Origin of the sequence: Actinosynnema sp. NPDC020468 (assembly GCF_040642015.1) — a bacterium.
Lineage (GTDB): Bacteria > Actinomycetota > Actinomycetes > Mycobacteriales > Pseudonocardiaceae > Actinosynnema.
Genome location: NZ_JBFAEO010000068.1, coordinates 1 through 26,114 on the forward strand (window position 1 = coordinate 1; position 26,114 = coordinate 26,114).

Annotated in this window: 14 protein-coding genes; 9 read left to right on the forward strand and 5 right to left on the reverse strand. The window is 72.3% G+C overall.

Features of this window, described 5'->3' with window-relative positions:
- Nucleotides 1-65 precede the first annotated feature (65 nt).
- The gene (locus AB0G50_RS32845) at nt 66-2,159 is read right to left on the reverse strand and encodes a choice-of-anchor P family protein (RefSeq protein WP_360116828.1); all 2,094 of its coding nucleotides are present in this window, start codon (nt 2,157-2,159) and stop codon (nt 66-68) included.
- A 290-nt stretch (nt 2,160-2,449) separates the two neighbouring features.
- Between AB0G50_RS32845 and AB0G50_RS32850 the strand changes: the two genes are divergently transcribed.
- The 3 genes from AB0G50_RS32850 (at nt 2,450) to metH (ending at nt 10,284) form a co-directional block, all read left to right on the forward strand.
- Nucleotides 2,450-4,903, forward strand: a complete 2,454-nt coding sequence (locus AB0G50_RS32850) for an ABC transporter substrate-binding protein (protein WP_360116831.1) — start codon at nt 2,450-2,452, stop codon at nt 4,901-4,903.
- Between the two features lie 24 nt (nt 4,904-4,927).
- Nucleotides 4,928-6,142: an SGNH/GDSL hydrolase family protein gene (locus AB0G50_RS32855; protein WP_360116834.1), complete on the forward strand. Its 1,215-nt coding sequence runs from the start codon at nt 4,928-4,930 to the stop codon at nt 6,140-6,142.
- A gap of 560 nt (nt 6,143-6,702) precedes the next feature.
- Entirely contained in the window at nt 6,703-10,284 is a 3,582-nt protein-coding gene (metH, locus tag AB0G50_RS32860) for a methionine synthase (RefSeq protein ID WP_360116837.1), read from the forward strand.
- Nucleotides 10,285-10,329: 45 nt separating this feature from the next.
- Here the strand turns inward: metH and AB0G50_RS32865 are convergent, their stop codons facing one another.
- Nucleotides 10,330-12,486 carry an Ig-like domain-containing protein gene (locus AB0G50_RS32865; RefSeq protein WP_360116840.1) on the reverse strand — a complete coding sequence of 719 codons (2,157 nt, stop codon included), beginning with the start codon at nt 12,484-12,486 and terminating at the stop codon, nt 10,330-10,332.
- Nucleotides 12,487-12,850: 364 nt separating this feature from the next.
- Here AB0G50_RS32865 and AB0G50_RS32870 point away from each other — a divergent pair, with 364 nt between their 5' ends.
- On the forward strand, nt 12,851-13,873 hold the full coding sequence (locus tag AB0G50_RS32870; RefSeq protein WP_360116843.1) for a GDSL-type esterase/lipase family protein: 1,023 nt from the start codon (nt 12,851-12,853) through the stop codon (nt 13,871-13,873).
- 305 nt (nt 13,874-14,178) lie between these two features.
- Nucleotides 14,179-17,415, forward strand: coding sequence for a S8 family serine peptidase (locus AB0G50_RS32875; protein WP_360116846.1), 3,237 nt, complete (start codon nt 14,179-14,181; stop codon nt 17,413-17,415).
- A 25-nt stretch (nt 17,416-17,440) separates the two neighbouring features.
- On the opposite strand, the gene AB0G50_RS32880 is transcribed toward AB0G50_RS32875, so the two are convergent.
- On the reverse strand, nt 17,441-18,079 hold the full coding sequence (locus AB0G50_RS32880) for a response regulator transcription factor (protein WP_360116849.1): 639 nt from the start codon (nt 18,077-18,079) through the stop codon (nt 17,441-17,443).
- A complete protein-coding gene (locus tag AB0G50_RS32885; protein WP_360116852.1) occupies nt 18,067-19,620 on the reverse strand; it encodes a sensor histidine kinase in 1,554 nt (517 codons plus the stop codon). The genes AB0G50_RS32880 and AB0G50_RS32885 overlap by 13 nt, the downstream gene beginning before the upstream one ends.
- Before the next feature lie 343 nt (nt 19,621-19,963).
- Between AB0G50_RS32885 and AB0G50_RS32890 the strand changes: the two genes are divergently transcribed.
- The 4 genes from AB0G50_RS32890 to AB0G50_RS32905 are packed head-to-tail and all read left to right on the forward strand — an operon-like array spanning nt 19,964 to nt 23,194.
- Nucleotides 19,964-20,983 (forward strand): hypothetical protein, encoded by a 1,020-nt coding sequence (locus tag AB0G50_RS32890; RefSeq protein ID WP_360116855.1) that lies wholly within the window; start codon nt 19,964-19,966, stop codon nt 20,981-20,983.
- Nucleotides 20,980-21,756 (forward strand): hypothetical protein, encoded by a 777-nt coding sequence (locus tag AB0G50_RS32895; protein ID WP_360116858.1) that lies wholly within the window; start codon nt 20,980-20,982, stop codon nt 21,754-21,756. Before AB0G50_RS32890 ends, AB0G50_RS32895 begins: the two co-directional genes overlap by 4 nt.
- Nucleotides 21,753-22,085: a hypothetical protein gene (locus AB0G50_RS32900; RefSeq protein WP_360116861.1), complete on the forward strand. Its 333-nt coding sequence runs from the start codon at nt 21,753-21,755 to the stop codon at nt 22,083-22,085. Before AB0G50_RS32895 ends, AB0G50_RS32900 begins: the two co-directional genes overlap by 4 nt.
- Nucleotides 22,082-23,194, forward strand: a complete 1,113-nt coding sequence (locus AB0G50_RS32905; protein ID WP_360116864.1) for a hypothetical protein — start codon at nt 22,082-22,084, stop codon at nt 23,192-23,194. The genes AB0G50_RS32900 and AB0G50_RS32905 overlap by 4 nt, the downstream gene beginning before the upstream one ends.
- Here the strand turns inward: AB0G50_RS32905 and AB0G50_RS32910 are convergent.
- Nucleotides 23,155-26,052, reverse strand: coding sequence for a BTAD domain-containing putative transcriptional regulator (locus AB0G50_RS32910; RefSeq protein ID WP_360116867.1), 2,898 nt, complete (start codon nt 26,050-26,052; stop codon nt 23,155-23,157). The two genes, AB0G50_RS32905 and AB0G50_RS32910, sit on opposite strands and share 40 nt — an antisense overlap.
- Between the last annotated feature and the right edge of the window lie 62 nt (nt 26,053-26,114).

Below are 26,114 nucleotides of genomic sequence, written 5' to 3' on the forward strand. Positions count from 1 at the left end.
GCATCGTGCGCGCCGGTGCGGGCCTCGTACCAGCCGACCTGGTTGAGGGCGTCCGCGCGTCCGGGTCAGCCGAGTCGGCAGCCGCCCAGGACGATCTCCTGACCCAGCAGGGTCACCACGCGGACGGCGTACCGGGCGAACACGCCGCCCGGAGTCAGCACGGTCTGGTTCAGGTGGACGGTCGCCACACCCGGCACGCCGATGGTGCGCGGCGTGTCGCCGATGGTCTGCCCGTTGAACGTCCCGACCGACGACGTGCCGGACACACCGTCCTCAGTGGCCGTGCAGCTCACCGAGACGCCCGCCAGGGACACCGCCCCGGCCAGCAGCGTGGCGCCGGTGATCCCGGCGTTCGCGGTGGTGCGCCCGGTTGTCACGGACAGCGCGCAGTCGGCGTGCAGCGCCCGCGCCGACCCCACCGCGGGCACGCCCGCCGTCGCCACCGTCCGGTCGCTGCTCGGCGGGCAGGTGGCCAGCGGTGTCTTCGCCACGCCCAGCAGCCCGGTCGCGCTCAGCGCCCACGCCTCGGCGTCGACGTAGGACACCACCGACACCACCGCGGTCGCCGAGCCACCGTCGTCGTCGGTGACCGTCACCAGCACGTTGTGCGCCCCGACGCCGGTGTAGGCGTGCGACGCCGTGCAGGTGCCCGCGCCCGGCTGCTGCGCCACGGCGCCGGCCACCACCGGCGAGCCGTCCGCGAAGTCCACCGTGCACGTGTGGGTGTCGTGCCGCGCCACGTCGGTGAACGGGGCGGTCACCGCGACCGCCGCGCCGCGCTTGACCAGGACGCCGTTCGCGGGCGCGGACACCGTCACGGCCGGCGCCACGTTCGTCAGGGTCAACGACGTCGAGGCGACCACGTCCGGGTGCAGCGAGTCGTTCGCGGCCAGCGCCACCGTCCACGTGCCGTCGTCGTCGCACGTCACGGTCGTGGCCGCGGCGGTGGGATCGGCGAACGAGCAGGTCGCGCCCGCGTCGACGCCGGCTCCGGGCGTCGCGGTCCACCGGGTCGCCGACGGCGGCCCGTCCGGGTCGGTGACGACGCCGGCCAGCGCGACCGCCGCGCCCTCCCGCCCCGCGTACGGCCCGCCCGCGGCCACCGACGGCGGGTCGTTCACCACCACGCGCGTGCAGTCGGAGACCGCGCCCGGGCCACCGCCGTCGGTGCCGCGCGCGGTCACGCACAACTCGTGCGTCCCGGGTTCCAGCGGGGGAGTGTCGACCGCGTAGTCGACCGCCGCCGGTCCGGTGCGCGGCAGCACGGGCGTCACCGAGGACACCCCGACGGGCGCGCCGCCGTCCACGCTCAGGGTCAACCCGGTGAGCTGCGCGGCGATGATGCCGGGCACCACGCTCGGCAGCGTCGAGGGGTCGGGCACCTCGGTGCACGTGCCGCCGGTCAGGTCCGCGACGGCCTTGAGCGAGGTGGTGTAGTCGCCGCCGACGCACCGCGCGCCGGTGCCGACCGCGAAGGTGAAGTAGTCGACGTTGGCGGGCACCGCGCCGACCGCCTGCCGCACGTCGGTGTTGGAGAACCCGTCGGACAGGAACAGCACGATCCGGCGCGCCTGCGTCTGGGCCGCGGTGACCGAGGTCGCCGCGGTCACCGCGGGCACGTAGTCCGTGCCGCTGGGGAACGACTTCGCGGTGAACCGGCCGATCGACCCGATGCCGATCGACGCCACGGCCGCCTCGACGTCGCGGACCCCGTCGCCGTCCTCGTCGGCGGTCGGCGTGGTCAGCGACTGCTCGCCGCCGCCCGGCCGCACGTCCGCGACCACCGCCGTCGACCCGAACACCACCGCGCCGACCGAGCCGACGACGCTGTCCGGCGCCGCGGCGGTGGCGTTGAGCGACCGGGCCGCGGCGATCTCGCAGTCCAGGATCGTCGGACCGCCGGTGCACCCGCCGCCGGTGCTGCCGGAGGCGTCGACCACGTACGTCAGCGCGGTGTCCCGGACCGCCACGCCCTTACCCACCGACGCGGTGCCGGTGACCCGCACCGGTCCCCGCGGCACCACGGTGTCCCGCGCCGGTCCGGACACCACCACGCCGATGCCCGTGCCGCCCGGGAGGTTCCCGTCCACCGCGTGCGCCTGGATGCCGCCGGCCAGCAGCAACACCACAGCGGCGCCCGCAACCCGTCTGAGTCCCACGTGGCCCACCTCCTCGTTCGCCGGTTGTACCGACTGGAAGTCGTGACCGGGGAACCGTCGATTACCACCCTTTCGAGTGAGTGACGGGTGGTGCGGAAGAATGGCCGGCGGCTTTTCTCTTTGGGGTGAAATAATTGCCCTTTCGGGGGAAAGTGCGGCGAGTACTACACTGTGACCAGCATCGATGCCGCTGAACGTGGTGGTCGTCCCAAGGTCCGCTGATCGGGTGGCCATCACCGCCGCGAGGGATTCTCGATCGGGTCCGGCGTCGCCGAATACCGTCGGGCGGCGTGGCGGAAAAAGCCGACAGCGCGGTCACGCTGACCAACGAGGCCGTGCGGTGGCACACCGAGGACCCGGCCCAAGCCCGCAAGCTGCTCGCCGAGGCGTTGGCCAGGAAGCGCGACTACGAGCCCGCGTGGCGCTGGCTCGCCGAGCTGACCGAGGGCGGTGAACGGCGCTACTGCCTCGACCAGGCGTACGACCTGCGGGCCGACCCGGACACCGACCGGGCCCGCCGGGAGCTGCGGGACGTGCCCGCGCGGGTGCCGGACGCCGTGGCCGACCTGGTCGACCCGCCGCGCCCCGCGCCACCGCCCGGTCGCCGGCTGCCGCGCAAGGCGATCGCGCTGACCCTGGCCGTGCTGCTGCTCGCGGTCGGCGGCGCGTGGGCCGCGCTGGCCGGCACCGACGAGGAGCCGGTCACGGTGGCCTTGGTCGTCGGCGCGACCGGCCGGGACCCGGTCGCGGCCCGGGACGTCGAACGCGCCGTGCGGCTCCAGCTGGACAAGGTGAACGAGACCGGGTCCCGGCACGTCGACCTGGCCGTCTACGACGACGCGGACGACCCGGTCCGGGCCAAGGAGATCGCCGAACGGGTCGTCGCGAGCGACGCGCTGTTCGTGGTGGGCCACGGTGCCAGCGAGACGGCGCTCGCCGCGTCGCCGGTCTACCGGGCCGCCGGCCTGCCCGCGATCACCCCGACCGCCAGCGCCTCCCGGGTCACCGACGAGAGCGACTGGTACTTCCGCAGCACGTTCGGCGACCAGACCCAGGCCGAGTTCCAGGCCGCCTACCTGGCCCGGGTGCTCGACGTGCGCGCCGTGACCGTCGTGTACTCCGAGGACGAGTCCGGCCGGTCCGCGCAGGCCGCGTTCCGCGCCGCGTTCGCGCACTTCGGCGACGCCACCGCGCTGACCGTCGCGCGGGCGCGCCAGGAGGGTCTCGCCGGGCCGACCGTGCTGGCCACCGGCGAACCCGAGGCGGCCGAGCTGATCGCGGCGCTGCGCCGGGTGTCCGACGCGCCCGTGGTGACCACCGCGAACCTGGCCACCGAGCGGTTCCACGACGTGCTGAAGCGGGAGGGCCTGACGCAGGGCGTGCACCTGGCCACCCCGCTGGCCGCGGACTCGCTGTCCGGTCCGGCGATCGCCTGGGCCGAGGAGTTCCGCGCCCGCTACGGCGACCAGCCGAGCTGGCCCGCCGCGACCGCGCGCCAGGCGGTCAACGTCGGTCTGCACGCGGTCGCCACCGGCGGGCTCGGCTTCACCGACCGCGCGGCCGACCGGCGCCGGGTGCGCGAGGTGTGGGCGGGCCTGAAGGACCGCCGCAACTCGTTCCCCGCGCTGCTCGGCCCGCTGTACTTCTCGCCGACGGGCTCGGCGCAGACGCCGGTGTCGTTCGTGCACAGCGACGGCCGCCGGCTGGTGTCCGCGCCGGACCAGCTGACCCTCTACGACCCGCCGACGCCGGAGGCGCTGCGCCAGGGCGAGCAGACCGGCGAGGTGGTGTCGGTCGGCGAGCGGCACCTGGCGCGCAAGCAGGTCGTCACCACGGGCGTGAACCTCAACGAGGTCCGCGACCTGGACACCCGCGACGGCACCTACTTCGTGGACTTCTTCCTGTGGCTCAAGTACTCCGGCGACCCGGCGGCGTCCGACGTGCAGTTCGTCAACGCGGTCAAGCCCGACCTGCGGCTGGGCGAACCGCTGCGCGACGTCACCGGGCCGGACGGCACCTACCGGCTCTACCGGGTGGCCGACCGGTTCAAGAACGGCTTCGAGTTCCGCAGCTTCCCGTTCGACCACCAGCTGCTGAAGGTGCTGTTGCAGAACCGGACCAGGACCGCCGACCAGGTGGTCTACGTGACCGACCGGGAGATCCTGGACCAGCCGCCGGAGCACCACCTGCGCAGCGGCGCGGACGCGGACGCCACGATCGACGGGATCCCCAACTGGCTCGCGGTGTCCGCCCGGTTCTTCCAGCGCGCGGTCGGCAGCAGCGACGCGCTCGGCGACACCTCGGCGGGCGCGTCGGCCGGCGGCATCTACTACAGCCAGTACGCCACCGAGGTCGAGATCGCCCGGGACACGCTGCCGTTCCTGCTCAAGAACCTGCTGCCGCTGATCCTGCTGATCACCGTCACCTACCTGTCGCTGTTCTTCAAGGCGGGCGACGGCGCGGCGCCGGTGTCGATGGGCGTCACGGCGATCCTGAGCACGGCCGTGCTGCTGAACAACGTGACCTCGCAACTGCCCAGCGTCAGCTACACGGTCGCGCTGGAATGGGGCTACTACTCGTTCATCCTGCTCGCCACGGCGTGCGTGCTGGTCGCCATGCTGCGCAAGCGGTTCGCCGCCCAGCACCGGGACGCGGTGGAGCGCCGACTCGGCCGGGCGGCCCGGATCGGGTACCCCGCCTATCTGCTGGCGGTGGTGGCCACCTACGTGGTGGTGTTCTCCTGAGGAGACTTCGAGTTGGGGGAGAGCATGGGAAAACTCGTCCTGTTCCTGGCGCTGCTGGGCCTGGTGGGCGCGGCGGCGCCCGCGACCGCGCAACCCGGCCGGGTGTGGAGCGCGACGTGGGGTGCCTCGCCGCAGGCGCCGACCGACCTGCTCGGGCCGTCCTGGGCGGTCGGCGGGTTCGAGAACCAGACCGTGCGGCAGGTCGTGCGGGTCAGCCGGGGCGGCGCGGTGGCGCGGGTCCGGTTCTCCAATCTTGCGGGCACCGCGCCGTTGCGGATCACCGGCGCGACCGTCGCCCGTTCCACCGGCGGCGCGGCGGTGGCGTCGGTGCGGCAGCTGACCTTCGGCGGCCGGACCGAGGCGGTGGTGCCGGCGGGCCGCGACCTCGCGAGCGACCCGGTCGTGCTGCCGGTCGAGCCGCTGGGCAAGGTGGCCGTGACGCTGTACTTCGCCGGGAAGTCCGGTCCCGCCACCGGGCACGGCTTCGCGAACGCGACGAGCTACCGGGCGTCGGGCGACCACCGCGCGGACCCGTCGGCCACCGCGTTCACCGACACGTCCCAGAGCTGGTACTACCTCAGCGGCGTCGAGGTGCTGGACCTGCCGCCGCGCCGGAACACGGTGGTGGCGTTCGGCGATTCCATCACCGAGGGCGCTTACTCCACTGTGGACGGTGACAACCGGTACCCGGACCAGTTGGCCGAACGCGGTCGCGGCCGGTTCGGCGTGGTCAACGCGGGCATCGGCGGCAACCGGCTGCTGAGCGGCTCGCCGTGCTTCGGTGAGCCGGGCGTCGACCGGTTCGCCCGGGACGTGCTGGCGCAGCCGGACGTGCGCACCGTCGTGGTGCTGGAGGGCGTCAACGACATCGGCGCGTCCGCGTGGGCGAACGAGTGCTTCCCGGCGGGCCGCCCGGTCACCGCCGCCGACCTGATCGCGGGTCACCGGAAGCTGATCGCGGCGGCGCGCGCGAAGGGCGTCCGGATCGTCGGCGCGACCGTGCTGCCGTTCAAGGGCGCGATGTACTTCACCGAGGAGGGCGAGGCGGTCCGGGACGCGCTGAACACCTGGATCCGCACCTCCGGCGAGTACGACGCGGTCGTCGACTTCGACCGGGTCACGGCCGACCCGGCGGACCCGGACGCCCTGCGCCCGGCCTACGACTGCGGCGACCGGCTGCACCCGAACGACGCGGGCTACCAGGCGATGGCCGACGCCGTCGACCTGTCCGCGCTGTAGCCACCGGTGGGGGTCGGTCCGACCGGCCCCCCACCGGCGTCGGCACGCGCGCCACGCCGCGCCGTGCCGGACGCGCGGGGGTGGGTCCGAAACCGGCCACGATTTCCGTCACGGCGCGGGCCCCGAATACCCGGCCGACCGCGGTCCGGTATTCGCGCCGCAATTCGCCGACCGTCGCGCGCGTCGATTGGGTGCTATTCCACCGGTGGTCGAATCGGAATGCCCCGCCGGGTCGGGTCGGGCTACCTCGGGGTGGTCCCAGCAGGTCGGACACCGGAGGTCGGGTCGGGTGCGGCCGTCGCGGAGTCGACCCGCCGGCCGCGGTCGGGCACCGGCAATTCGCCGGCGGCCGGCGCGGTAATCGGCGGGTCGTCGGCAATTCGGCCGAAATCGCGTGCCGACCAGGGGCCTCCCGATCCGTGGGACCATTTCACACCGGGTGCGCAATCGAGGTAGGCTGAGGCATCGATCGAGAGGCGCTGCAACGGGCATCCCGCCCGCCACGCTCGACCGGTGGTCACCACGACGAAGGGCGCCTCCCGCAGATGGGAGGCATCCGCATGAGTCGAACCCAAGAGCTGACCGACCTGCTCGACCGCCGCGTGGTCGTGCTGGACGGCGCCTGGGGGACGATGCTCCAGTCCGCGGGCCTGAAGCCCGAGGACTACCGCGGCGACCGGATCCCGGCCGACCACCCGCACGACGTCACGGGCGACCCGGACCTGCTCAACATCACCCGCCCCGACGTCATCCTGGACGCGCACCGCCAGTACCTGGCCGCGGGCGCGGACATCACCAGCACCAACACGTTCACCGCGACCGGCATCGCGCAGGCCGACTACGGCCTCCAGGACCTGGTCTACGACATGAACTACCAGGGCGCCCGGCTGGCCAGGCAGGCCGCCGACGAGGCCGGCGGCAGGTTCGTGGCGGGCTCGGTCGGCCCGCTGAACGTCGCGCTGTCGCTCTCGCCCAAGGTGGACGACCCGGCGTACCGATCCAAGACCTACGACGAGGTCAAGGCGACCTACGAGGAGCAGATCCGGGGCCTCGCCGACGGCGGCGTCGACCTGCTGCTGATCGAGACCATCTTCGACACCCTGAACTGCAAGGCGGCCATCTCGGCGGCCCGCGAGGTCGCGCCGGACCTGCCGCTGTGGATCTCGGTGACGATCGTGGACCTGTCCGGCCGCACGCTGTCCGGCCAGACCGTCGCCGCCTTCTACGAGTCGATCGCGCACGCGGACCCGCTCATCGTCGGCGTGAACTGCTCGCTCGGCGCGGACGAGATCCGGCCGCACATCACCGAGTTGGCCAAGCTGTCCGGCACCTACACCGCGTGCCACCCGAACGCGGGCCTGCCCAACGCGTTCGGCGGCTACGACCAGACGCCCGACGAGACGGCCGCGCTGCTGGCCGGGTTCACCGCGGACCGGGTGGTCAACGTCGTCGGCGGCTGCTGCGGCACCGGTCCCGACCACATCCGGGAGATCGCGAAGGCGGTCGCCGACGCGCCCCGCCGCGCACTGCCCGACGTGCCCGAGCGGACCCGCTTCTCCGGCCTGGAGCCGTTCGAGATCGGTCCGGACACCGGCTTCGTGATGATCGGCGAGCGCACCAACGTGACCGGCTCGGCGAAGTTCCGCCGGCTGATCGAGGGCGACGACCACCAGGCCGCCGTCGACGTGGCGCTGGACCAGGTGCGCGGCGGCGCGAACCTGCTCGACGTGAACATGGACGCCGACCTGCTCGACAGCGTGCGGGCGATGACCACGTTCCTGAACCTCATCGCGACCGAGCCCGAGGTCGCGCGGATCCCGGTGATGATCGACAGCTCCCGGTGGAGCGTGCTCGAGGCCGGGCTGAAGTGCGTGCAGGGCAAGGGGGTCGTGAACTCGATCAGCCTCAAGGAGGGCGAGGAGCAGTTCCTCGACCAGGCTCGCAAGATCCGCTCGTACGGCGCCGGCGTGGTGGTCATGGCGTTCGACGAGAAGGGCCAGGCGGACACCGCCGACCGCAAGGTCGACATCTGCGGTCGGGCCTACGACCTGCTCACGCGGGAGATCGGCTTCCCGGCGCACGACATCGTGTTCGACCCCAACGTGCTGGCCGTCGCCACCGGCATCAGCGAGCACAACGGGTACGCCAAGGCGTTCATCGACGCCATCCCGCGGATCAAGGAGCGCTGTCCCGGCGTCCGGATCTCCGGCGGCATCTCGAACCTGTCGTTCTCCTTCCGCGGCAACGACGTGGTGCGCGAGGCGATGCACTCGGCGTTCCTGTTCCACGCGGTGCGCGCGGGCCTGGACATGGGCATCGTCAACGCGGGTCAGCTCGCGGTGTACGAGAACATCCCGGCCGAGCTGCTCGAGCACGTCGAGGACGTGCTGTTCGACCGCCGCGAGGACGCGACCGACCGGCTGGTGGCGTTGGCGGACAAGGTCAACGGCAAGGGCACCAAGCGCGTGGTCGACACCGCGTGGCGGGAGAACCCGGTCGAGAAGCGGCTGGAGCACGCGCTGGTGCACGGCATCGTGGACTACATCGAGGCGGACACCGAGGAGGCGCTGGGTCGGGCCGAGCGCCCGCTCGACGTCATCGAGGGTCCGCTGATGGACGGCATGAAGGTCGTCGGCGACCTGTTCGGCGCGGGCAAGATGTTCCTGCCGCAGGTGGTGAAGTCCGCGCGGGTGATGAAGCGCGCGGTCGCCTTCCTGGAGCCGTACATGGACGCCGAGGCCTCGAAGGGCCGGGGCAACGGCAAGGTCGTGATCGCCACGGTCAAGGGCGACGTGCACGACATCGGCAAGAACATCGTCGGGGTCGTGCTGGGCTGCAACAACTACGAGGTGATCGACCTCGGCGTGATGGTGCCCGCCTCGGTCATCCTGGACACCGCGGTGTCCGAGGGCGCGGACGCGGTCGGCCTGTCCGGGCTGATCACCCCGTCGCTGGACGAGATGGTGTCGGTGGCGGCGGAGATGCAGCGGCGCGGGTTGAAGCTGCCGCTGCTGATCGGCGGCGCGACGACGTCCAAGCAGCACACGGCGGTGCGCATCGCGCCCGCGTACGAGTCCACGACGGTGCACGTGCTGGACGCGTCCCGGGTGGTCGGCGTGGTGTCGGACCTGTTGGACGACAAGCGCTCCCTGGTGCTGGCCGAGGCGACCCGGGTCGACCAGAAGCGGCTGCGCGAGGAGCACGAGACCCGTCAGCGCACCCCACTGCTGTCGCTGGAGAAGGCGCGGGCCAACGCCGAGGTCGTCTCGTTCGACGCGGTGCCGACACCGGTGTTCACCGGCCTGAAGCAGCTGCGGCCGGACCTGGCCACGTTGCGCGAGTTCATCGACTGGCAGTTCTTCTTCCTGGCGTGGGAGTTGAAGGGCAAGTTCCCGGCGATCCTGGACAAGCCCGAGGCGCGCGAGCTGTACGACGAGGCGAACGAGATGCTCGACGAGATCGTCGCCGACCGGTCGCTGGAAGCCCGCGGCGCGTACGGGTTCTGGCCCGCGCACAGCGAGGGCGACGACGTGGTGCTGGAGGACGGCCCGCGCTTCCCGATGCTGCGCCAGCAGACCAAGAAGCCCGCGGGTCAGCCGAACCGGTGCCTCGCGGACTACGTCGCGCCGTCCGGCGACCACGTCGGCGGGTTCGCGGTGACGATCCTCGGAGCCGAGGACCTGGCCGCCGGGTACGAGAAGGAGAACGACGACTACAAGGCGATCATGGTGAAGGCGCTGGCCGACCGGCTGGCCGAGGCGTTCGCCGAGTACGCCCACCTGCACGCCCGGCGCGACTGGTACGAACCCGACTCCGACCCGGACCTGGCCGACCTGCACGCGGAGCGCTTCCGCGGCATCCGGCCGGCGCTGGGCTACCCGGCGTCGCCGGACCACAGCGAGAAGGACGAGCTGTTCGCGCTGCTGGACGCCGGTGAGCTGGGCATGGCGCTGACCGACTCGTTCGCCATGACGCCGGCGGCCAGCGTGAGCGGCCTGCTGTTCGCGCACGAGGAGTCGCGCTACTTCACCGTCGGCCGGATCGGGCTCGACCAGGTGCGGGACTACGCCAAGCGGCGGGGTGTCGAGGTGGCCGAGGTCGAGCGCTGGCTACGGCCGAACCTGGCGTACGAGCCCAAGTGACGCCCGGTGTGGCCACTGTGGACTGTCCACAGTGGCCACACCCGGTCAGGCCGGTCGGGCGAGGGTGATCCGGTTCGCGCCGAGCTCGGTCACGTACAGGTAGCCGGTGGTCGGGCTCTGCGCGAGGTCCAGCGGCTGGTTGAAGCCGGTCAGGCCGGTGATCCCGGTGGTGCGTCCCGACAACGTGCCGTTCGGGGCCACGTCGAAGCTCTGCACGTCCTGACCCGACGAGTAGCGCACGGTCAGCAGCCGGCCGTCCAGCCGACCGCCGAACGCGCCGCCCCGGTACTCGATCGCGCCGTCGGCCGAGGAGTGCAACCCGGCGTCGTACACCCCCGACAGGTCGAGGTTGCGATCCGGCGCGGTGCCGACCGGGTAGGCGGAGACCTCGAACGGGTCGACGCCCGCGGTCGGGTTGCCGCCCGCCAGCACGAACTCGCAGCGCACCGGCGCCGGGTGCCCGTAGTACCGACCCGGCTTCACGTCGAACACGTAGTCGGTTTCGGCCTGCGGGTTGGCGGTGATCGCGGGCACCGCCGGGCCGGTGTAAGGGCCGCGCGCGCAGGTCGGCGCGGACGCCGGGGTGTTGCCGCCCGCCGCCGACCCGTTCGTCGGCGCGTACAGGTGCCCGTTGCGGTGCCACACCAGGTCGAAAGCGTTGCGCACGCCGGTCGCGTGGATCGTCAGCGGCGCGTTCGCCGCGTACGGGTCGTAGCCGCCGGGCGCCTCGGTGCGCACGTTCACCGGCAGCGTCGCGGGCAGCCTGCCGGGCGTCAGCTTGAGCACCGCGGCGCTGAGCAGGTGCTCGGACCGGTTGCCCCAGGTGCCGTCGGCCGCGCCCATCGCGTTCATCGAACCCTGGGTCAGGTAGAGGTTCCCGTCCGGGCCGAACGCGAGCGAGTTCGTCTCGTGGTCCTTGATCGAGCGGGGCAGGTCGGTGACCACCTCGGTGTACACCGACAGGTCCGGCCCGCTCAGCCGGGCGATCTTGCCCGACCAGTCCGGCGCGTTCGCGGTGCCGCCGAAGTTGTCCGTCACCCACAGCACCGGCGTGGTCGACGACGGGTCGAACGCCAACCCGATCACGGTCCGGTCCGGCGCGCCCGGCAGTCCGGCGCTCGTGGCGTGCGTCCGCACGGTGTCGATCACGGTGGCGGTGCCGAGGGTGCCGTCCGGGTTGACCGGGAACCGGTGGATCGAGCCGCTGAACGTCGCCGCGTACAGCCTGTCGTCGGGTCCGAACGCGATGCTGGTGAACGGCGCGCCGGTGGCCACGCCGACCGTCTTGCGGAACGCGACCGGGCCACCACCGCCGCCCGGCCCGGTGGTGAACACGCTGGAGAACGGCTGGAACCGTTGGCCCGCGACGTCTCGCACGCCGTCGGTCACGTCGAACCGGTAGCGCGTCGAGGGTGCGAGCGGCGCGGTGGGGGAGAGGTTGACGACGTCGCCGCCACCGCTGGTGATCACGTTCGCGGGCACCGCCGCGCCGGTGTCGAGCCGGGTGAGCCGCACCGAGCCGGCCAGGGACGCCGGGTCCACCGCGCCGCCGGGCAACCGCAGGTCGGCCACGACGCTCGTGGTCGGGTCGGCGGTGGCCAGGTTCGCGGGCGTGACGGTCCGCACCGACGGCCGCGCGGTGTCGGTGACGGCCGCGATGTCCACGTAGTCGACCTTGGTGTTGGTCCCGTCGCGCGGGCTCAGCGTCAGCCGGCCGTCGGACACCGTGACGACCCGGGTCGCGACGGCGTGCTTCACCGCCGCGGTCGGCACGAAGCCGGCGATCGCGTTCTGGTCCTCGACGTTGAGGTAGTGCGTGCTGTCGACCGCGGTGCCGGCGTCGCCGACCGCGACCGTGACGGTGTAGGCGCCGTTCGGGACCGCGACCTCCCACGAGCCGGGCGTGGCGACGCCGGGCGAGGTCGACGGCAGCTGCGCGTGCACGAACGTCGCTAACCGCACATCGCCGCCACCACCGCGGTTCCGCCCGTTGCCGACCAGGTTCAGCGGGGTGGTCGTGCCGAGCGCGACCCACCCGTAGGTCGCCGTGCCGCGCGCGCCGTAGGCCTCGCCGAAGTCGCGGACGTAGCCGGCGGCCGGCGCGGTGGCGGCGTCGGAGAAGTCGACCTTCAGCCCGAACGCCGCGGCGTGCGCGGGCTGGGCCGAGACGAGCACGAGCAGGACCGCGACCAACCACCGCATGTCGTCTCCCTGGGGTCGAGGACGACCAGGGTGTCGAGCCGACGCCCCGAAGGACAACCGCCGAAAGGGCCGGCCCACCCCCCCGCCCCCTCGCGTGTCGTGCGCGGCCACGTGCTTCGCGCCTGACTGCCGTGTCGTGTCCGGCCCCGTGCTTTGAGCCCGACTGCCGTGTCGTGTCCGGCCCCGCGTTTGTGTCTGACTGCCGTGTCGTGTCCGGCCTCGTGCTTTGCGCCTGACCGCCGCGTCGTGTCCGGGCCCCGCGCTGCGCGCAGGCCTGCGGAACCCCGAAGCGCAGCGTGTTGTCGGAGGGTGATCACCTGATTACGGTGAGGCGATCCACCGTCCCCTGCCGTGGAGGTTTCCCTTGTCGTGGCACCGATTCGGCCTGGTCGCCGGTGTGGTTCTGCTGGCGTCCGCAGCACTACCGTCGGTCGCGAGCGCGGTGGACGACCGGCCCACCGCCGTGGTTTCCCTGGGTGACAGCGCGATGTCCGGCGAGGGCGCCGGCTCCTACGAGGCGGGCACCGAGGGCGAGGGCGGCAACTGGTGCCACCGCTCCACCCAGTCGATGATCCACAAGACGGCGCTGGCCGCGCGCACGGTCAACCTGGCCTGCTCGGGCGCGGACGCGGCGAACGTGTCGTTGGCCGACACCACGCACTACACCGAGGGTTCGCAGGCTCGGCGGTTGATCGGGATCGCCACCCGGTACCGCGTCACCACGGTGGTCGTGCAGGTCGGCGCGAACGACGACCCGCGGTTCGCCGACACCATCCTGGACTGCATCGGCGCGTGGGCGAACCCGTTCGGCCCGAGCTGCCGGTCCTCGCTGCGCACCGAGTGGCCCGCCCGGCTGGCCGCGATGGCGCCCAAGGTCGAGAAGGCGCTGTCCGACGTGCGGTCCGCGATGAGCCAGGCGGGCTACACCCCGGCGCAGTACAACCTGGTCCTCACCTCGTACGCCTCGCCGGTGACGGAGAAGATGGACAAGGTGCTGCACGGCGCGTACGGCTGCCCGTTGCGCATCGACGACGCCAAGTACGGCCGCACCGAGGCCGTGCCGCAGTTCGCCGAGGCGCTGCGCGGTGTCGCGTCCCGCAGCGGCGCGAAGTTCCTCGACTTCAGCCGGGCCACCGAGAACCGCGAGGCGTGCAGCAAGGGGTCGAGCTCGACCGGCGAGTGGCAGCGGCGGATCACGGTCGACCCGTACGCGTGGGTCAACGGCGGCCTCGACGCGTTCGGCATCCACCTGGCGCAGCAGTCGTTCCACCCCAACGCCACCGCGCACGCCCAGCTCGGCCGCTGCATCACCGAGTTCGTCACCGCCGGCACCGGAAGCGCGCGGTGCCTGGAGGGCGCGGACGGGAACCTGCACGCCGTCGCCTGACCGGTCGCGGGCGGAGGATCGCGCCGGCCCGCGACCTCGGCGGGCTCACGAGTTCGGCGGACCCGCCGAGGCCACGGCCGCGCACACGCTCGACCACCACGGCACGTGCGCGGGTCGGCGGGCCACCCGGTCGTGGGCGGTCTGCGCGCGACGGGGTACCGGTTCGCCAGGGTGGGCGAGCTGTCCGCGTTCGGACCGGCCCGGCAGGACCGGCCGCCGGCGGTCAGGCGAACGGCGGGTGAGCACCCGGTGAGTTCCGCGTCCGACGTCTGTCGTCCCGCCGCACCCGCGTTGACGATGTGCACGTGCATCCCAGCGCGAGAACGACGGCCGCGCGGAGAACCCTCCGCGCGGCCCTGAGCGTCACCCTGGTCGCGGGCTTCGCGCTCGCGACGAGCACCGAGCAGGCCGCCGCCGCACAACCCGATCCCGCCGACTCCCACCGGATCACCCTGGTCACGGGTGACGTGGTGGTCGCGACGCCGCGGCCGGGAGGTGGCTACGACACCGTCGCCACGCCCGCCGAGGGTCGCACCGTCGGCTTCACCACCACGACCGACCGCGGTCGGGTCAGCGTGGTGCCCGAGGACGTGGCGCCGCTGATCACCGCGGGCTCCGTCGACCCCCGGCTGTTCGACGTCTCCCTGCTGGTGGAGTCCGGGCTGGACGACACCGGCTCCGCCGACATCCCCGTCATCGCCCAGCGCGCCGAGCGCGGTCGGGCCGGGTCGCTCGGCACCGCCCGCGCGGGCCGCCACCTCGCGCCGATCGACGCCGACGTGCTCGCGGTGTCCAAAAAGGACGCCCGGGCGAACTGGAAGGCCAGGCGGGACGTCCGCAAGCTGTGGCTGGACCTGCCGTTCAAGCCGGCCGCCGCCCAGTCGGTGCCCGCGTCCTGGCCGACGCCCGCCACCGGTGACGTCAACGCGCCGGTCGCGTGGGGCCAGGGCCTGACCGGCGCCGGCGTGACGGTGGCCGTGCTGGACACCGGGGTGGACGTGAACCACCCGGACCTCGCCGGTGTCGTCACCCAGGACGCGAACTTCTCCAGCGAGCCCGGTCTGGGCACGAGTCCGTTGCACGGCACCGCGATGGTCGGTCTGGTCGCGGGCAGCGGCGCGGCGTCCGGTGGTGTCTACAAGGGCGTCGCGCCGGACGCGAAGGTCGCCCTGGGCAAGATCTGCCAGACCGTGTCCGGCGAGCAGAAGTGCAGCGAGTCGCAGGCCGTCGACGCGACGGCGTGGGCCGTGGACACCGCGCACGCCTCCATCGTCAACATGAGCTTCGGCGGCGACTACTCGCCCAGCGCGCCCAGTCCCCTCCTGGACACCATCGCCTCGTACTGCGACCGCGCGCTGTTCACCATCGCGGCGGGCAACTACGGGGAGAACAGCTTCGTCGAGAGCCCCGCCGTGACGCCGTGCGCACTGACGGTGGGCGCGGCCGACCGGTCCGGCGGGATGGCGGTGTACTCGCCGGGGCGCGGCGTGCTCGGGTCGCCGACCGTGAAGCCGGACGTGCTCGCGCCCGGCTACGACGTGGTGGTGACGGGCGCGGCGGGCGCGCCGCTGGACGCGAACTACAGCAACAGCGGCGGCACCTCGTCGGCCGCGGCCATCACGGCGGGCGCGGCGGCGTTGCTGAAGCAGAAGTTCCCGTCCTACAACGCGAAGGTGCTCAAGTCGCTGCTCATCGGGACCGCGGCGCCGAACACCGCGCCGTTGATCCGCCAGGGCGCGGGCCGGATCGACCTCGGCCGGGCGGTGACCCAGTCGGTCGTGCCGGGCGCGTTCGACACCCGGGACGTCGCCCTCGCCCACCCGCACCCGGCCGGGCAGTCCACCACCCGGTCCATCCCGTTGCGCAACAACTCCTCCTCCGCCGTCACGCTCGACGCGACGGCGGACTTCGCGGCCGTGGACGGCACGCCCGCGCCCGGTTTGGTGACCATCGGCAACCCGTCGCTGACGATCAACGCCGGTGCCACGGTGTCGGTGCAGGCGGTCGTGCACGGCGACGTCGCGCCGGTCGGCTGGTACCGGGGTGTCGTGACGGCGCGGACGGCCGACGGTTCGGTCGTGGCGCGGACGGTGCTGTCGGTCGACGTGCGACCGGAGTTGCACACCGCGACGGTGACCCTGCTCGACCGGACGGGCGCACCGGTGCCGCGCGAGCGGACCGACCTGCGGCTGCACCGGTTGGACAAGGCGGTGGACGACAACGCGATCCAGCCGGTGTCGCCCTCGGTGGGCGTCCTGGGGCGCGCGCTCGAACCCGGCGACTACGCGCTGACCGGGACGATCAACTCCGACCTGGCCTGCCCGACCTGCCGCACCCACGTGTTCAAGGCGATCCACGTGCGCACCACCGACGTCTCGGTGACCGTGGACGAGCGCACCGCGCGGCGGGCATTGCCGAGGACGGACACGTCGGCGACCGACTTCCGGATCGGTGGGTACGGCGTGGGCCACCCGGCGTCCGGCTGGTCGTCGCTGACCGTCCAGGACGGCGAGAACGCCCAGGTGGTACCGGATCCCGACCCGGGTGGCCTGGACTACCTGGCCTGGGGCACCTACGTGTCCGGCACCACGACCTACCGGCTCGCCGACTTCCGCACCGGGTCCGGGGTGCCGGGCGACACCGGCGCGGTCGTCGCGAAGGCGTCCATGGCGCACGTGACCAACTCGCTCGGGCGCGCCGGACGTCCGGTGGGGACGAAGGTGTGGCTCGTGCCGCAGATCGCCACCGGCTACTACACGATGAAGTTCCGGGTGGACCCGCCGGCGACGGGTGCCCTGGTGGAGGAGTCCTACTTCTCGCCGGGGCAGTGGGGTGCCGTCGCGACCGTCCTCGACGCGGCCAACCACCGCTACGACATCCGGGGGCCGGTCGTTGCGCTGACCGCCGGCCAGGTCGCGCAGGACCGGTGGAACCACCCGGTGTTCAGCCCCGACGTGCCGACGTGCGCGGTGGGTGTCTCGGTGTCCTGCGGGCCCGTGCGGCCGTTCACCGACGCGCCGGGCCACGTGCTCGTGGATCCGGGCACGACGGGCACGATCACGTTGTCCCGCAACGGGGTTCAGATCGGATCGACCGACCTGGCCACGGCGGCGACCTCGACGCCCGCGGTCGTGGTGCCGGTCGGCGCGGCGAACTACCAGCTGCGGGCCGACGTGACCCGGCCGCACTGGCCGCTGTCCACGGCGGTGGACGCGACGTGGGGCTTCGGCTCGTCCGGCCCGCTGCTCACGCCGCGGATCGTGCCCGGCTCGGCGGACGCCACCGGTGGGGTGCCCCGGTCCATGCCGATGGACCTCACCGTCGAGTTTCCGGCCGGCACGGCCCTGACCGGAGGTACGGTGCAGGTGTCCTACGACGACGGCGCGACTTGGCAGCTGGTGCCGAGCTTTGCCGGCGGCGCCACCATCGACGCGCCGCTGGTGAATCCCGCGTCGCCGGGGTACGTCGCGGTGAAGGTCACCGCGACCGACGCGACCCGGTCGGTGGTGCTGACCGTGAAGCGGGCGTACGAGGTGCTCTGACCCGTTGCTGCGGTACCCGGACGCGTCAGCCGTTCAGGTACCGCAGCACGGCCAGCACGCGCCGGTGGTCCTGGGGGTTCGCCGCCAGGTCGAGCTTGGCGAAGATGTTGGTGCAGTGCTTCTCCACGGTCCGCTCGGTGATGTACAGGCTCCGCGCGATGGCCTGGTTCGTGCGGCCTTCCGCCATCAGCATCAGCACGTCGCGCTCGCGTTCGGTCAACCGGTCGCTCTCCGCGCGGCGTCTGCCGAGCAGGTGGCCCACCACGGCCGGGTCGAACGCCGAACCGCCCGCGCCCACCCGGCGGATGGCGGCGACGAACTCGGTCAGGTCGGACACCCGGTCCTTGAGCAGGTAGCCCACGCCGTCCACACCCAGGTCGAGCAGTTCGGCCGCGTAGCTGACCCGGACGTATTGGGAGAGCACGAGAATTCCCACGCCGGGGTGGTCGCGGCGCAGGGCCACGGCGGCGCGCAGGCCCTCGTCGGTGTGCGTCGGTGGCATGCGGATGTCCACGATGGCCACGTCCGGTCGGTGCGCGCCGACGGCGGTCAGCAGCGACTCGGCGGAGTCGACGGCCGCGGTGATCTGGAAGCCCGCTTCCGCGAGGAGTCGGGTCAGGCCCTCGCGGAGCAGGGTCGAGTCCTCGGCGATCACGACCCGCACGGGAGCACCACCCGCACGCTGGTTCCCTCGGCGTCGCTGAGTACCCGCATGGTGCCCCCGGTTGCTTCCACTCGATCCGCCAGGCCGCGCAGTCCCGATCCGGCGGACGGGTCCGCGCCGCCCGTGCCGTTGTCGTCCACCCGGATGGTGAGTTCCTCCGGTCCGCCGGTGATCGTGACGCTGGTTCTCGTGGCGTCGGCGTGCTTGGTCGCGTTCGCCAGTGCTTCGGCGACAACGTAGTACGCGGTGGTTTCGATCTCCGGTGGGAGTGGGGTGTCCAGGGTGAGCGCCAGGTCGACGTCGGTGAGGGCGGTCAGTTCGCGGACCGCGCCGGGGAGGCCGCGTTCGGTCAGGATCGGGGGGTGCAGGCCGTTGCACAGGGCCCTGAGGTCGTCGATCGTGGCCAGGACCGAGGTTTTCGCCTCGGTGAGCAGGGTGGTGCTTCGGTGGGTGGGGACGGTTTCGGCCAGGGCCAGGGTCATCGCGACTGCCAGGAGTCGTTGTTGGACTCCGTCGTGGAGGTCTCGTTCCAGGCGGCGGCGTTCGGTTTCGGCCGCGGACAGGACTTTGGCCCGGGATTCGGCCAGCTGGCGGAGTCTTGCCCTCAGGTCGGCGGCGAGGCGTTCGTTCTCCAGGGCCAGGCCCACCGCGGCGCAGGCCGCTTCGACCAGTTCGGAGTCGAGGACCGGGTCGTGGAGGAGGATCGCCACCGGGGTGCCGGCTCGGTCGACTCTGGTGTGGGTTTGTGTGGGGTGGGGTTGCGTGGGGTGGGGTTGCTTGGGGTGTAAAGGGGTGCCGTCCGCGTGGACGTAGTGGGAGTGGGTCGGGACCCAGTAGGCGATTTGCAGGGTGGGGTCGTGGAGGGTGTCGGCCAGGGCGTCCCGGACGTTCGGGGGTTCTGCGTTGTTGAGGCGGACCACCAGGTCGGCGACGTTGGCTCGGTCGAACCTTCGGCGTAGGAGGCCGGTCAGGTAGGCGAAGGGGATGCTGGAGAGGGAGAGGGCGAAGGCTATGCCCGGTGGGGCGTGGCCGGTTCTGGACGCCGGTTCCCAGAGGGCGAAGGAGATGATCGCGACGGCTGAGGCGCCGAGCATGGCGGTCAGGGTTCTTCGTTGGGCGACTGTGCTGGTTCTCCAGCGGTGGAACAGGGCGGAGAGCATGCCGAAGCCGACCAGGGACGTGATCGGGACTTCCAGGGACTGGGCCACCTCGGCCCAGTGTTCGCCCGGTGGGGCGTAGTAGCCCGTGGTGACCAGGGTGAGCATTTCGGTGTAGCCGGCGGCTACCACCGTTCTGCGGCCCGGGGTTTCCAGTCTGCCGGTGGGGTAGGCGATGAGGAGGTGGCCGAGGATCGCGGGCCACACCCTGGCCAGGAGGAGGACGGGGAAGGGGACGTCGGTGAGCAGGTGGTCCAGGGTCCAGCTCGTTCCCACGATCAGCATGAGGATGCCGATGGTGTTGCCCGGGCGGAGTTTTTGGCTCGCTGCGCCTGCTGTGAGGTAGCTGAGGGAGACCAGGGCGATCATTGCACCGACGATCATGTGGTGCACGGTAGTCGTGGGTGGGGTGGGTTTAGGGCGTAAGAGCGTAAAAGCGTCCTCGCCGGACGGGCAGCGCCTCCGGGGGTTAGGGCGTCGTGTTCTCCCCGTATGGCCTGCCTGAGGCAACCACATGCGTCAAGGGGGCCGTTGGTGAGTTTGGCCGGCGGTAGCGCTGAATGTGCCCCCTTGACACATGCGGTTGGGCTTCGCCCAGGCCATACGGGGAGAACACGAGGCCCCTGGTCTGGTCGGGCGCGACCGTTGCGCGTGGTGTGGGTAGCCGCACCCAACCGGGGTGGTGGCACGGTGTTTCTTGTTTCGTCGGGGCGTCAGGCTTGTGGCCATGGTGCTGCAAGGGCGGGTCAGGGCGGGGTTTCGGACCGACCTCGTGTTGGTGGTGTTGGGGACTTGGTTCTCCGTCGGGTTGTTCCTGGATGCTTGGGCGCATGCCAATGTGCCTCAGTTGGAGTCGTTCTTCACTCCCTGGCACGCGGTGTTCTACTCCGGGTTCGCGGCCACCGGGGCGTGGATCTCCTGGTTGGTGTGGCGGAACTACCGGCAGGGGTTGCGGGGGCTTGACGCCGTTCCCGCCGGGTACGGGCCGGCTGTGGTGGCGTTGCCGATCTTCGCGGTCAGTGGGTTCGGGGATTACCTGTGGCACACGTTCCTCGGGATCGAGCGGGGGATCGACATTCTCTACAGTCCCACGCACTTGGGGCTCATCACGTCGATGATCCTGATCCTCAACACTCCGTTGCGGACTGCGTGGGCTGATCGGGCGTTGGTTGCTCCCTCGTTTCGGCAGTTCCTTCCTGCGGTGTTGTCGGTGGCGTTCACCACCTCGTTGATCCTGCTGTTCGCCGGGTTCGGGGATGCGACCGTGTTCAGCGCCGACGGGATCGTGGAGGCGTTCTCGTTCACCAAGGGGCAGGAGAACGAGCAGGTTCTGGTGTTGTGCGCGTCTGTCGCGGTCACCAACACCGTGTTGTTGGCGCCGTTGTTGGTTGTCGTGCGGCGGTTTCGGGTGCCGGTGGGTACCGCGACGGTGATCAACGTGGTGTGCATGGTGTTGTCCACCGCGATCGCGGGGTACGCCAATCTCAGTACTGCGCTCGGGTTCGTGTTCGCCGGGGTGGTGGCTGATGTGTTGTTGTGGTGGCTCAAGCCCGGTGGGGACAGCCCGGCTCGGTTGCGGGTGTTCGCCGGGGTGTCCGCGTTCAGCACCTGGGTCATCTACTTCGTGGTGGCGAGTGTCGTGTACGGGCGGCTGCCCTCGGTGACCGAGATGTGGACCGGTGCGCCTGTGCTGGCCGCGCTCCACGCGGTTCTGCTCGCGGTGTTGGTTCTGCCCTCTCGGCGATGAGGGTGTTGGTGGTGGTGTTGGTGTTGTTGGTCTGCGGGGCGCCGCCTGCCTCCGCGCACGCGGGTGGGTTGCAGCCTCGGGACGATCTCAGTCGGGTGGTGTCGGTGGAGCCCCCGTTGCCCGGCGTGGTGGTGGAGATGGTCAACCACGGGACGCAGTTGATGGTGCGCAACGGTGGGGCGACGGTGGTGGAGGTGGCGGGGACTGCTGTTCGGCCGGGTGAGACCTGGCGTGGAGTGGATCAGCGGACTTCGCGGGCCGTGTGGGAAGTGCCGGTGGGTGGGTCCGTGGTGCGGGGACGGGTGGAGGTCGTTCCCGGGCCCAACCCGTTGTGGTGGTTGGTGATCACGGCGCTGTTCGCGGTGGGCGGGTACTTCCTCAAGAAGGCCGGGTGGTTGCTCGCCGGGGGAGTGGTGGTGGTGACGGTGGCGAGTGTGTGGCACGCGGTGGCGTCCACGCTCGTCGTCACCGGGGAGTCGTTCGTGCCGCTGATGATCGGGGCGGCGGGGGTGGGGCTGGTGTGCTGGCCGCTCGCCGTTGTCGCCGTGGTGGCGGCGGTGCGAGGGAAGGCGGCCACCGCGTTCGTCGCCGCGACGGTCGGGGCGATGTTCGTGGTGGCGGGGGTGCCGGACTTCGACAGCTTCCGGTTCTCCCGGTTGCCGTTCGCCGGGCCCGGTGATCTCGACCGGGTGTTGGTCGCGTTGACGTTGGGTGGCGGGCTCGGGCTCGCCGCCGGTGGTGTCGCCAAGATGAGAAGGGAATTCGCGCTGTGATCCGTCTTCTGGTGCCCCTCGTGCTCCTGGTGGTGGCGGGGTGTTCCGCGCCGCCGGTGGCGGATGACGCGGGTGGGTCCGGGCCGTTGGAGTTGCGGTTGTCGGTGGACGAGGCCTCGCCCCAGCGGTTCGAGGTGGTGAAGGGGCGCGGGGTCAAGATCAGTGTCACCAGCAAGAAGGCGGTGGACGTCCATGTGCACGGGTTCGACAAGCTCGCCAGGGCCGAGGACGGGAAGCCCGCGGTGGTGGAGTTCACCGCCGATCGCACCGGCACGTTCGACGTCGAGGCGCATCCCGACACCCTGTTGGCCCAGCTGGTGGTGAGGTGACGGTCGTCCGCCTCGCCCACGGGGTCGGTACGCGGCACGATCTCCCGCTGCCGTTGGACCTCGTGCTCCAAGGTGCGGCGGTCGCCCTGCTCGCCTCGTTCCTCGCCTTGGGTCTGTTGTGGACTGAGTCCAGGTTCACCGGGATGGTGCGCGAGTCGGGTGATGTGCGGGAGCGGGGGAGGTGGGTCGGGCGGGCGGTGGTGGCGGTCGGGTTGGTGTTCGTGCCGGCCGCTGCCTGGCCGCATCTGGTGTTCGTGTTGGTGTGGGTGGGTGTTCCGGTGCTGTCGATGGTGTTCGGGCCGGTGTGGCGGGTGCTCAACCCGTTGCGGCTCGTCACGGTGGTGGGGCGGGAGCGGGAGTATCCGGGGTGGCTCGGGTATTGGCCGGCCGCGGGCGGGTTGCTCGTGTTCACCTGGGTGGAGTTGGTCGAGCCCCACGCGTTGCCGTGGTTCCTCGTCGGGTACGCGGTGGTGAACCTGGTCGGCGGGGGCTGGTACGGGCGGGCGTGGTTCGAGAACGCGGACGGGTTCGAGGTGTTCTCGAGTCTGGTGGGGCGGCTTTCCCCGGTGCGCGGCAATCCGTTCCGGGGGTTGGTCGGGGTTCCGGTGCGGCCCGGGTTGGTGGCGGTGGTCGCGGTGTTGCTCGGGTCCACCGCCTTCGACAGCATCGCGGCCACGCCCACCTGGGCTCGGGTGGCACCGGTGCCGGACTGGGTCGGGCTGGTGGTCACCTGTGTGCTGGTGGCCGGGGTGTACCTGTTGGCGTGTCGGCGGTTCGGGGCCGAGTTGGCGCACTCGTTGGTGCCGATCGTGGCCGGGTACGTGGTGGCGCACTACTACTCGTTGCTCGTGGTCGAGGGGCAGCGGGCGGTCGCGTTGTTGTTCGGCGTCGACGACTTCACGCCCAGCGACGTGCTCGCCGCGCCCCTGGTGGTGTCGACGGTGCAGATCGGCGCGGTGTTGGCCGGGCACCTCGTCGCCGTCGTCGCGGCGCACGACCGGGCGTTGGCGCTGCTCCCCCGGCAGCGGCACCTCACCGGGCAGGTCCCGCTGCTGGTGCTGATGGTCTGCTACACCTCGGGCGGGTTGGCGCTGCTGTTCGCCGGGTGACCGTCCACTGTGGCCAGTGCGGCGAGTGCGCGGTCCTCGACCAGGCGGTAGCCGGACTCGCGGGCCATGGTCAGGGCGCGTTCGGCGTACGAGCGCTCGCCGGTGACGGTCGTCAGGCCCAGCAGCGCCTCCGCCTCCGGGTAGCGGCACGACGAGGTGCGGGCCAGGGCCAGCGCGGTCTCGTGACGCTGCCGGGCGGCGGTCGGATCGCCCTGGTGCCACAGGATCGTCGCGGCCACGTTGTGCGCGTGCGCCTGGTGCTGGAGGTCGCCGGTGTCCAGGGCCTCGGTCAGCGCCTGTTCCGCCAACCGGTGCGCCTCCTCGGGATCGCCCAGGGCCAGGCGGACCGCCGCCAGGTTGCGCAGCACGTCGGACAACCCGGTGCGCGGTCCCGTCGTCTCCATCATCACCCGGGCCCGCTCCAGGTACGCCGCGGCTTCGGCGTGCTCGCCGGACTCCCGGCAGGTTTGGCCGATCTCGCCCAGCGTCAGCGCCTCGCTGGCCTGCTCGCGGTGCTCCCGGTCCAGCGCCAGCGCCTCCTCGTTCAGCGCGCGCGCCTCGCCCAGCCGGCCCAACTGGCGCAGCACCACGCCGAGGTTCGCGAGCGCGGTCGACCGACCGCCGACGTGGCCCAACCGGGTGTAGGCCTCCAGGGACGAGCGGAGGTGCTCGGCCGCCTGCTCCGGTCGGCCGCGCTGCCAGTGCACGCCCGCGAGGTTGGATCGCATGGCCGCCACCGCGTGCGGCCACTCCACCCGTTCCGCCACCGCTAGGCCCTCGGTGTAGGTCTCCAGCGCGCCGTCGTGGTCGGCGAGCTTGAACCGCAGGTCGCCCAGGCTCAGCAGGGCCGCCGCCTCGCCGTGCCCGTCGCCCCACGCGCGGGCCGCCGCCAGGCCGCTCTCCGCGGTCGCGCGCCACCCCGTCGCGTCCATCCGGTGCCAGAAGTACCCGCGCAGCACGTCCGCCAGCCGCGCCGTGACCCGACTCCGCCCCTGCGTCACCACGGCCAGCAGGTTCGCCCGCTCCTGGTCGAACCACGCCATCGCGGCCAACTCGTCCGCGATCACCGGCACCGGCAGGTCGGTCGACCCCACCGGGAGCCGGGTCTTGTAGGAGTACAACCGCTCCGCCGCCGCGTTCGCCGAGTGCAGGTACCAGTTCTCCAGGCGTTCCACCGCGTCCAGCCGCCCGGCGGCCAGCTCCGCCGCGTACAACCGCACCAGGTCGTGCATCCGGAACCGCTCGGGTCGGTGCTGCTGCACGAGGTTCGCCACCTCCAGCGCCCGCAGCGCCGACCGGGTCCGCCCCACCGACGCGCCCGCCAGGCTCGCCGCCGCGGCCAGCGACACGTCGGGACCCGGTGCCAGGCCCAGCAGTCCGAAGAGGACGGACGCGTCGGCGTCCAACGCCTGGTACGACCAGGAGAAGACGGTGCGCAACGCGGCCTGCGGCTCACCGGCGTCCAGCGCGTCCAGCCCCGACTCCTGCGCCAACGCCGCCAACCTCGCCCGCGGCTGCGCCGCCGCCCGTGCCGCCACGATCCCGATCGCCAGCGGCAAACCCGCGCACCCGCCCAACAACGTCGCCGCCGCCCCGGGTTCGGCCGCCGCGCGCTCGCCACCCACCCGTGCCACGAACATCCGCCGCGCCTCGTCCGGCTCCAGCACGTCGAGCACCACGTCCCGCACCGCGTGCGTGGCCGCCAGCGCGCCGAGCCGGTTGCGACTGGTCACCAGCACCGAGCAGCGCGGACCACCGGGCAGCAGCGGCACCACCTGGGCGCTGTCGACCGCGTTGTCCAGCACCACCAGCAACCGCCGGTCCGCGGTCACCGTCCGGTACAGCGCCACCACCGAGTCGAGGTCCTCCGGCACCCGCTCGGCCGGCACGTCCAGCGCCTGGAGGAACCCGCGCACCACCACCTCGGGCCGCGTCGGCCGCCCGCTCGGCTCGAACCCGCGCAGGTCCGCGTGCAGCACCCCGTCCGGGAAGCGGGACGCGGCGCGGTGCGCCCAGAACAGCGCCAGCGCGGTCTTGCCGACCCCGCCGATCCCGCTCACCACCGCCACGCCCGAGTCCCGCACCTCCTCCAGCGCGGCCAGTTCCGCCTCCCGGCCGACGAAGTCCCGCGGCCCCACCGGGAGCTGCCGCGGCACGGACCTCGCCAGCAGCTGCCGGTGCAACGCCTGCAACGCGGGTCCCGGCTCCGCGCCCAGCCGGTCGGCGAGCACCTCGCGGGTCCGCGCGTAGAAGTCCAGCGCCGCCGCCGTCCGCCCGTCCGCGTGCAGCGCCCGCAGCAACTGCGCCGCCACCCGCTCGTCCATCGGCCGCCGCTGCGCCCGCGCGGTCAGTTCCGGCAACAACCCGCCGTGCCTGCCCAACCGCAGCAGCACGTCCACCAGGTCCAACCCGGCCGCGAACCGCGCCTCCGCCAGGTCGTGCCGCACCTTGTCCAACCACGGCGCGTCCAACCCGGTGAACGGCTCGCCGCGCCACAACCCGAGCGCGCGCTCGTACAACCCGGCCGCGTCCTCGTCCCGCGCCACCCGGGCCCGCACGACCAGGTCCCGGAACCGGTGCAGGTCCACCACCAGCGGGTCCACCTCGGCCGCGTACCCGCCCGCCCGCCGGTCCACCGGCACGACCTGCCGCAACCGCGTCACGTAACTGGCCAACGACCGCCGCGCGCTCGGCGGCGGCTCCTCGCCCCACACCCGGTAGACCAGCCGTTCCACCGACACGACCCGACCGGGTTCCACCACCAGCGCCGCCAGCACGCACACCTGGCGCCGGTGCCCGAGGTCCACCGGCACGCCGTCGACGACGGCCCGCACCTCCCCGAGCACGTCGATCTCCATGAAGCCCCCAGCAGCGGTTCGACGCCCCGACCCACCGCAACCCTACGTCAGCACCCGACTGA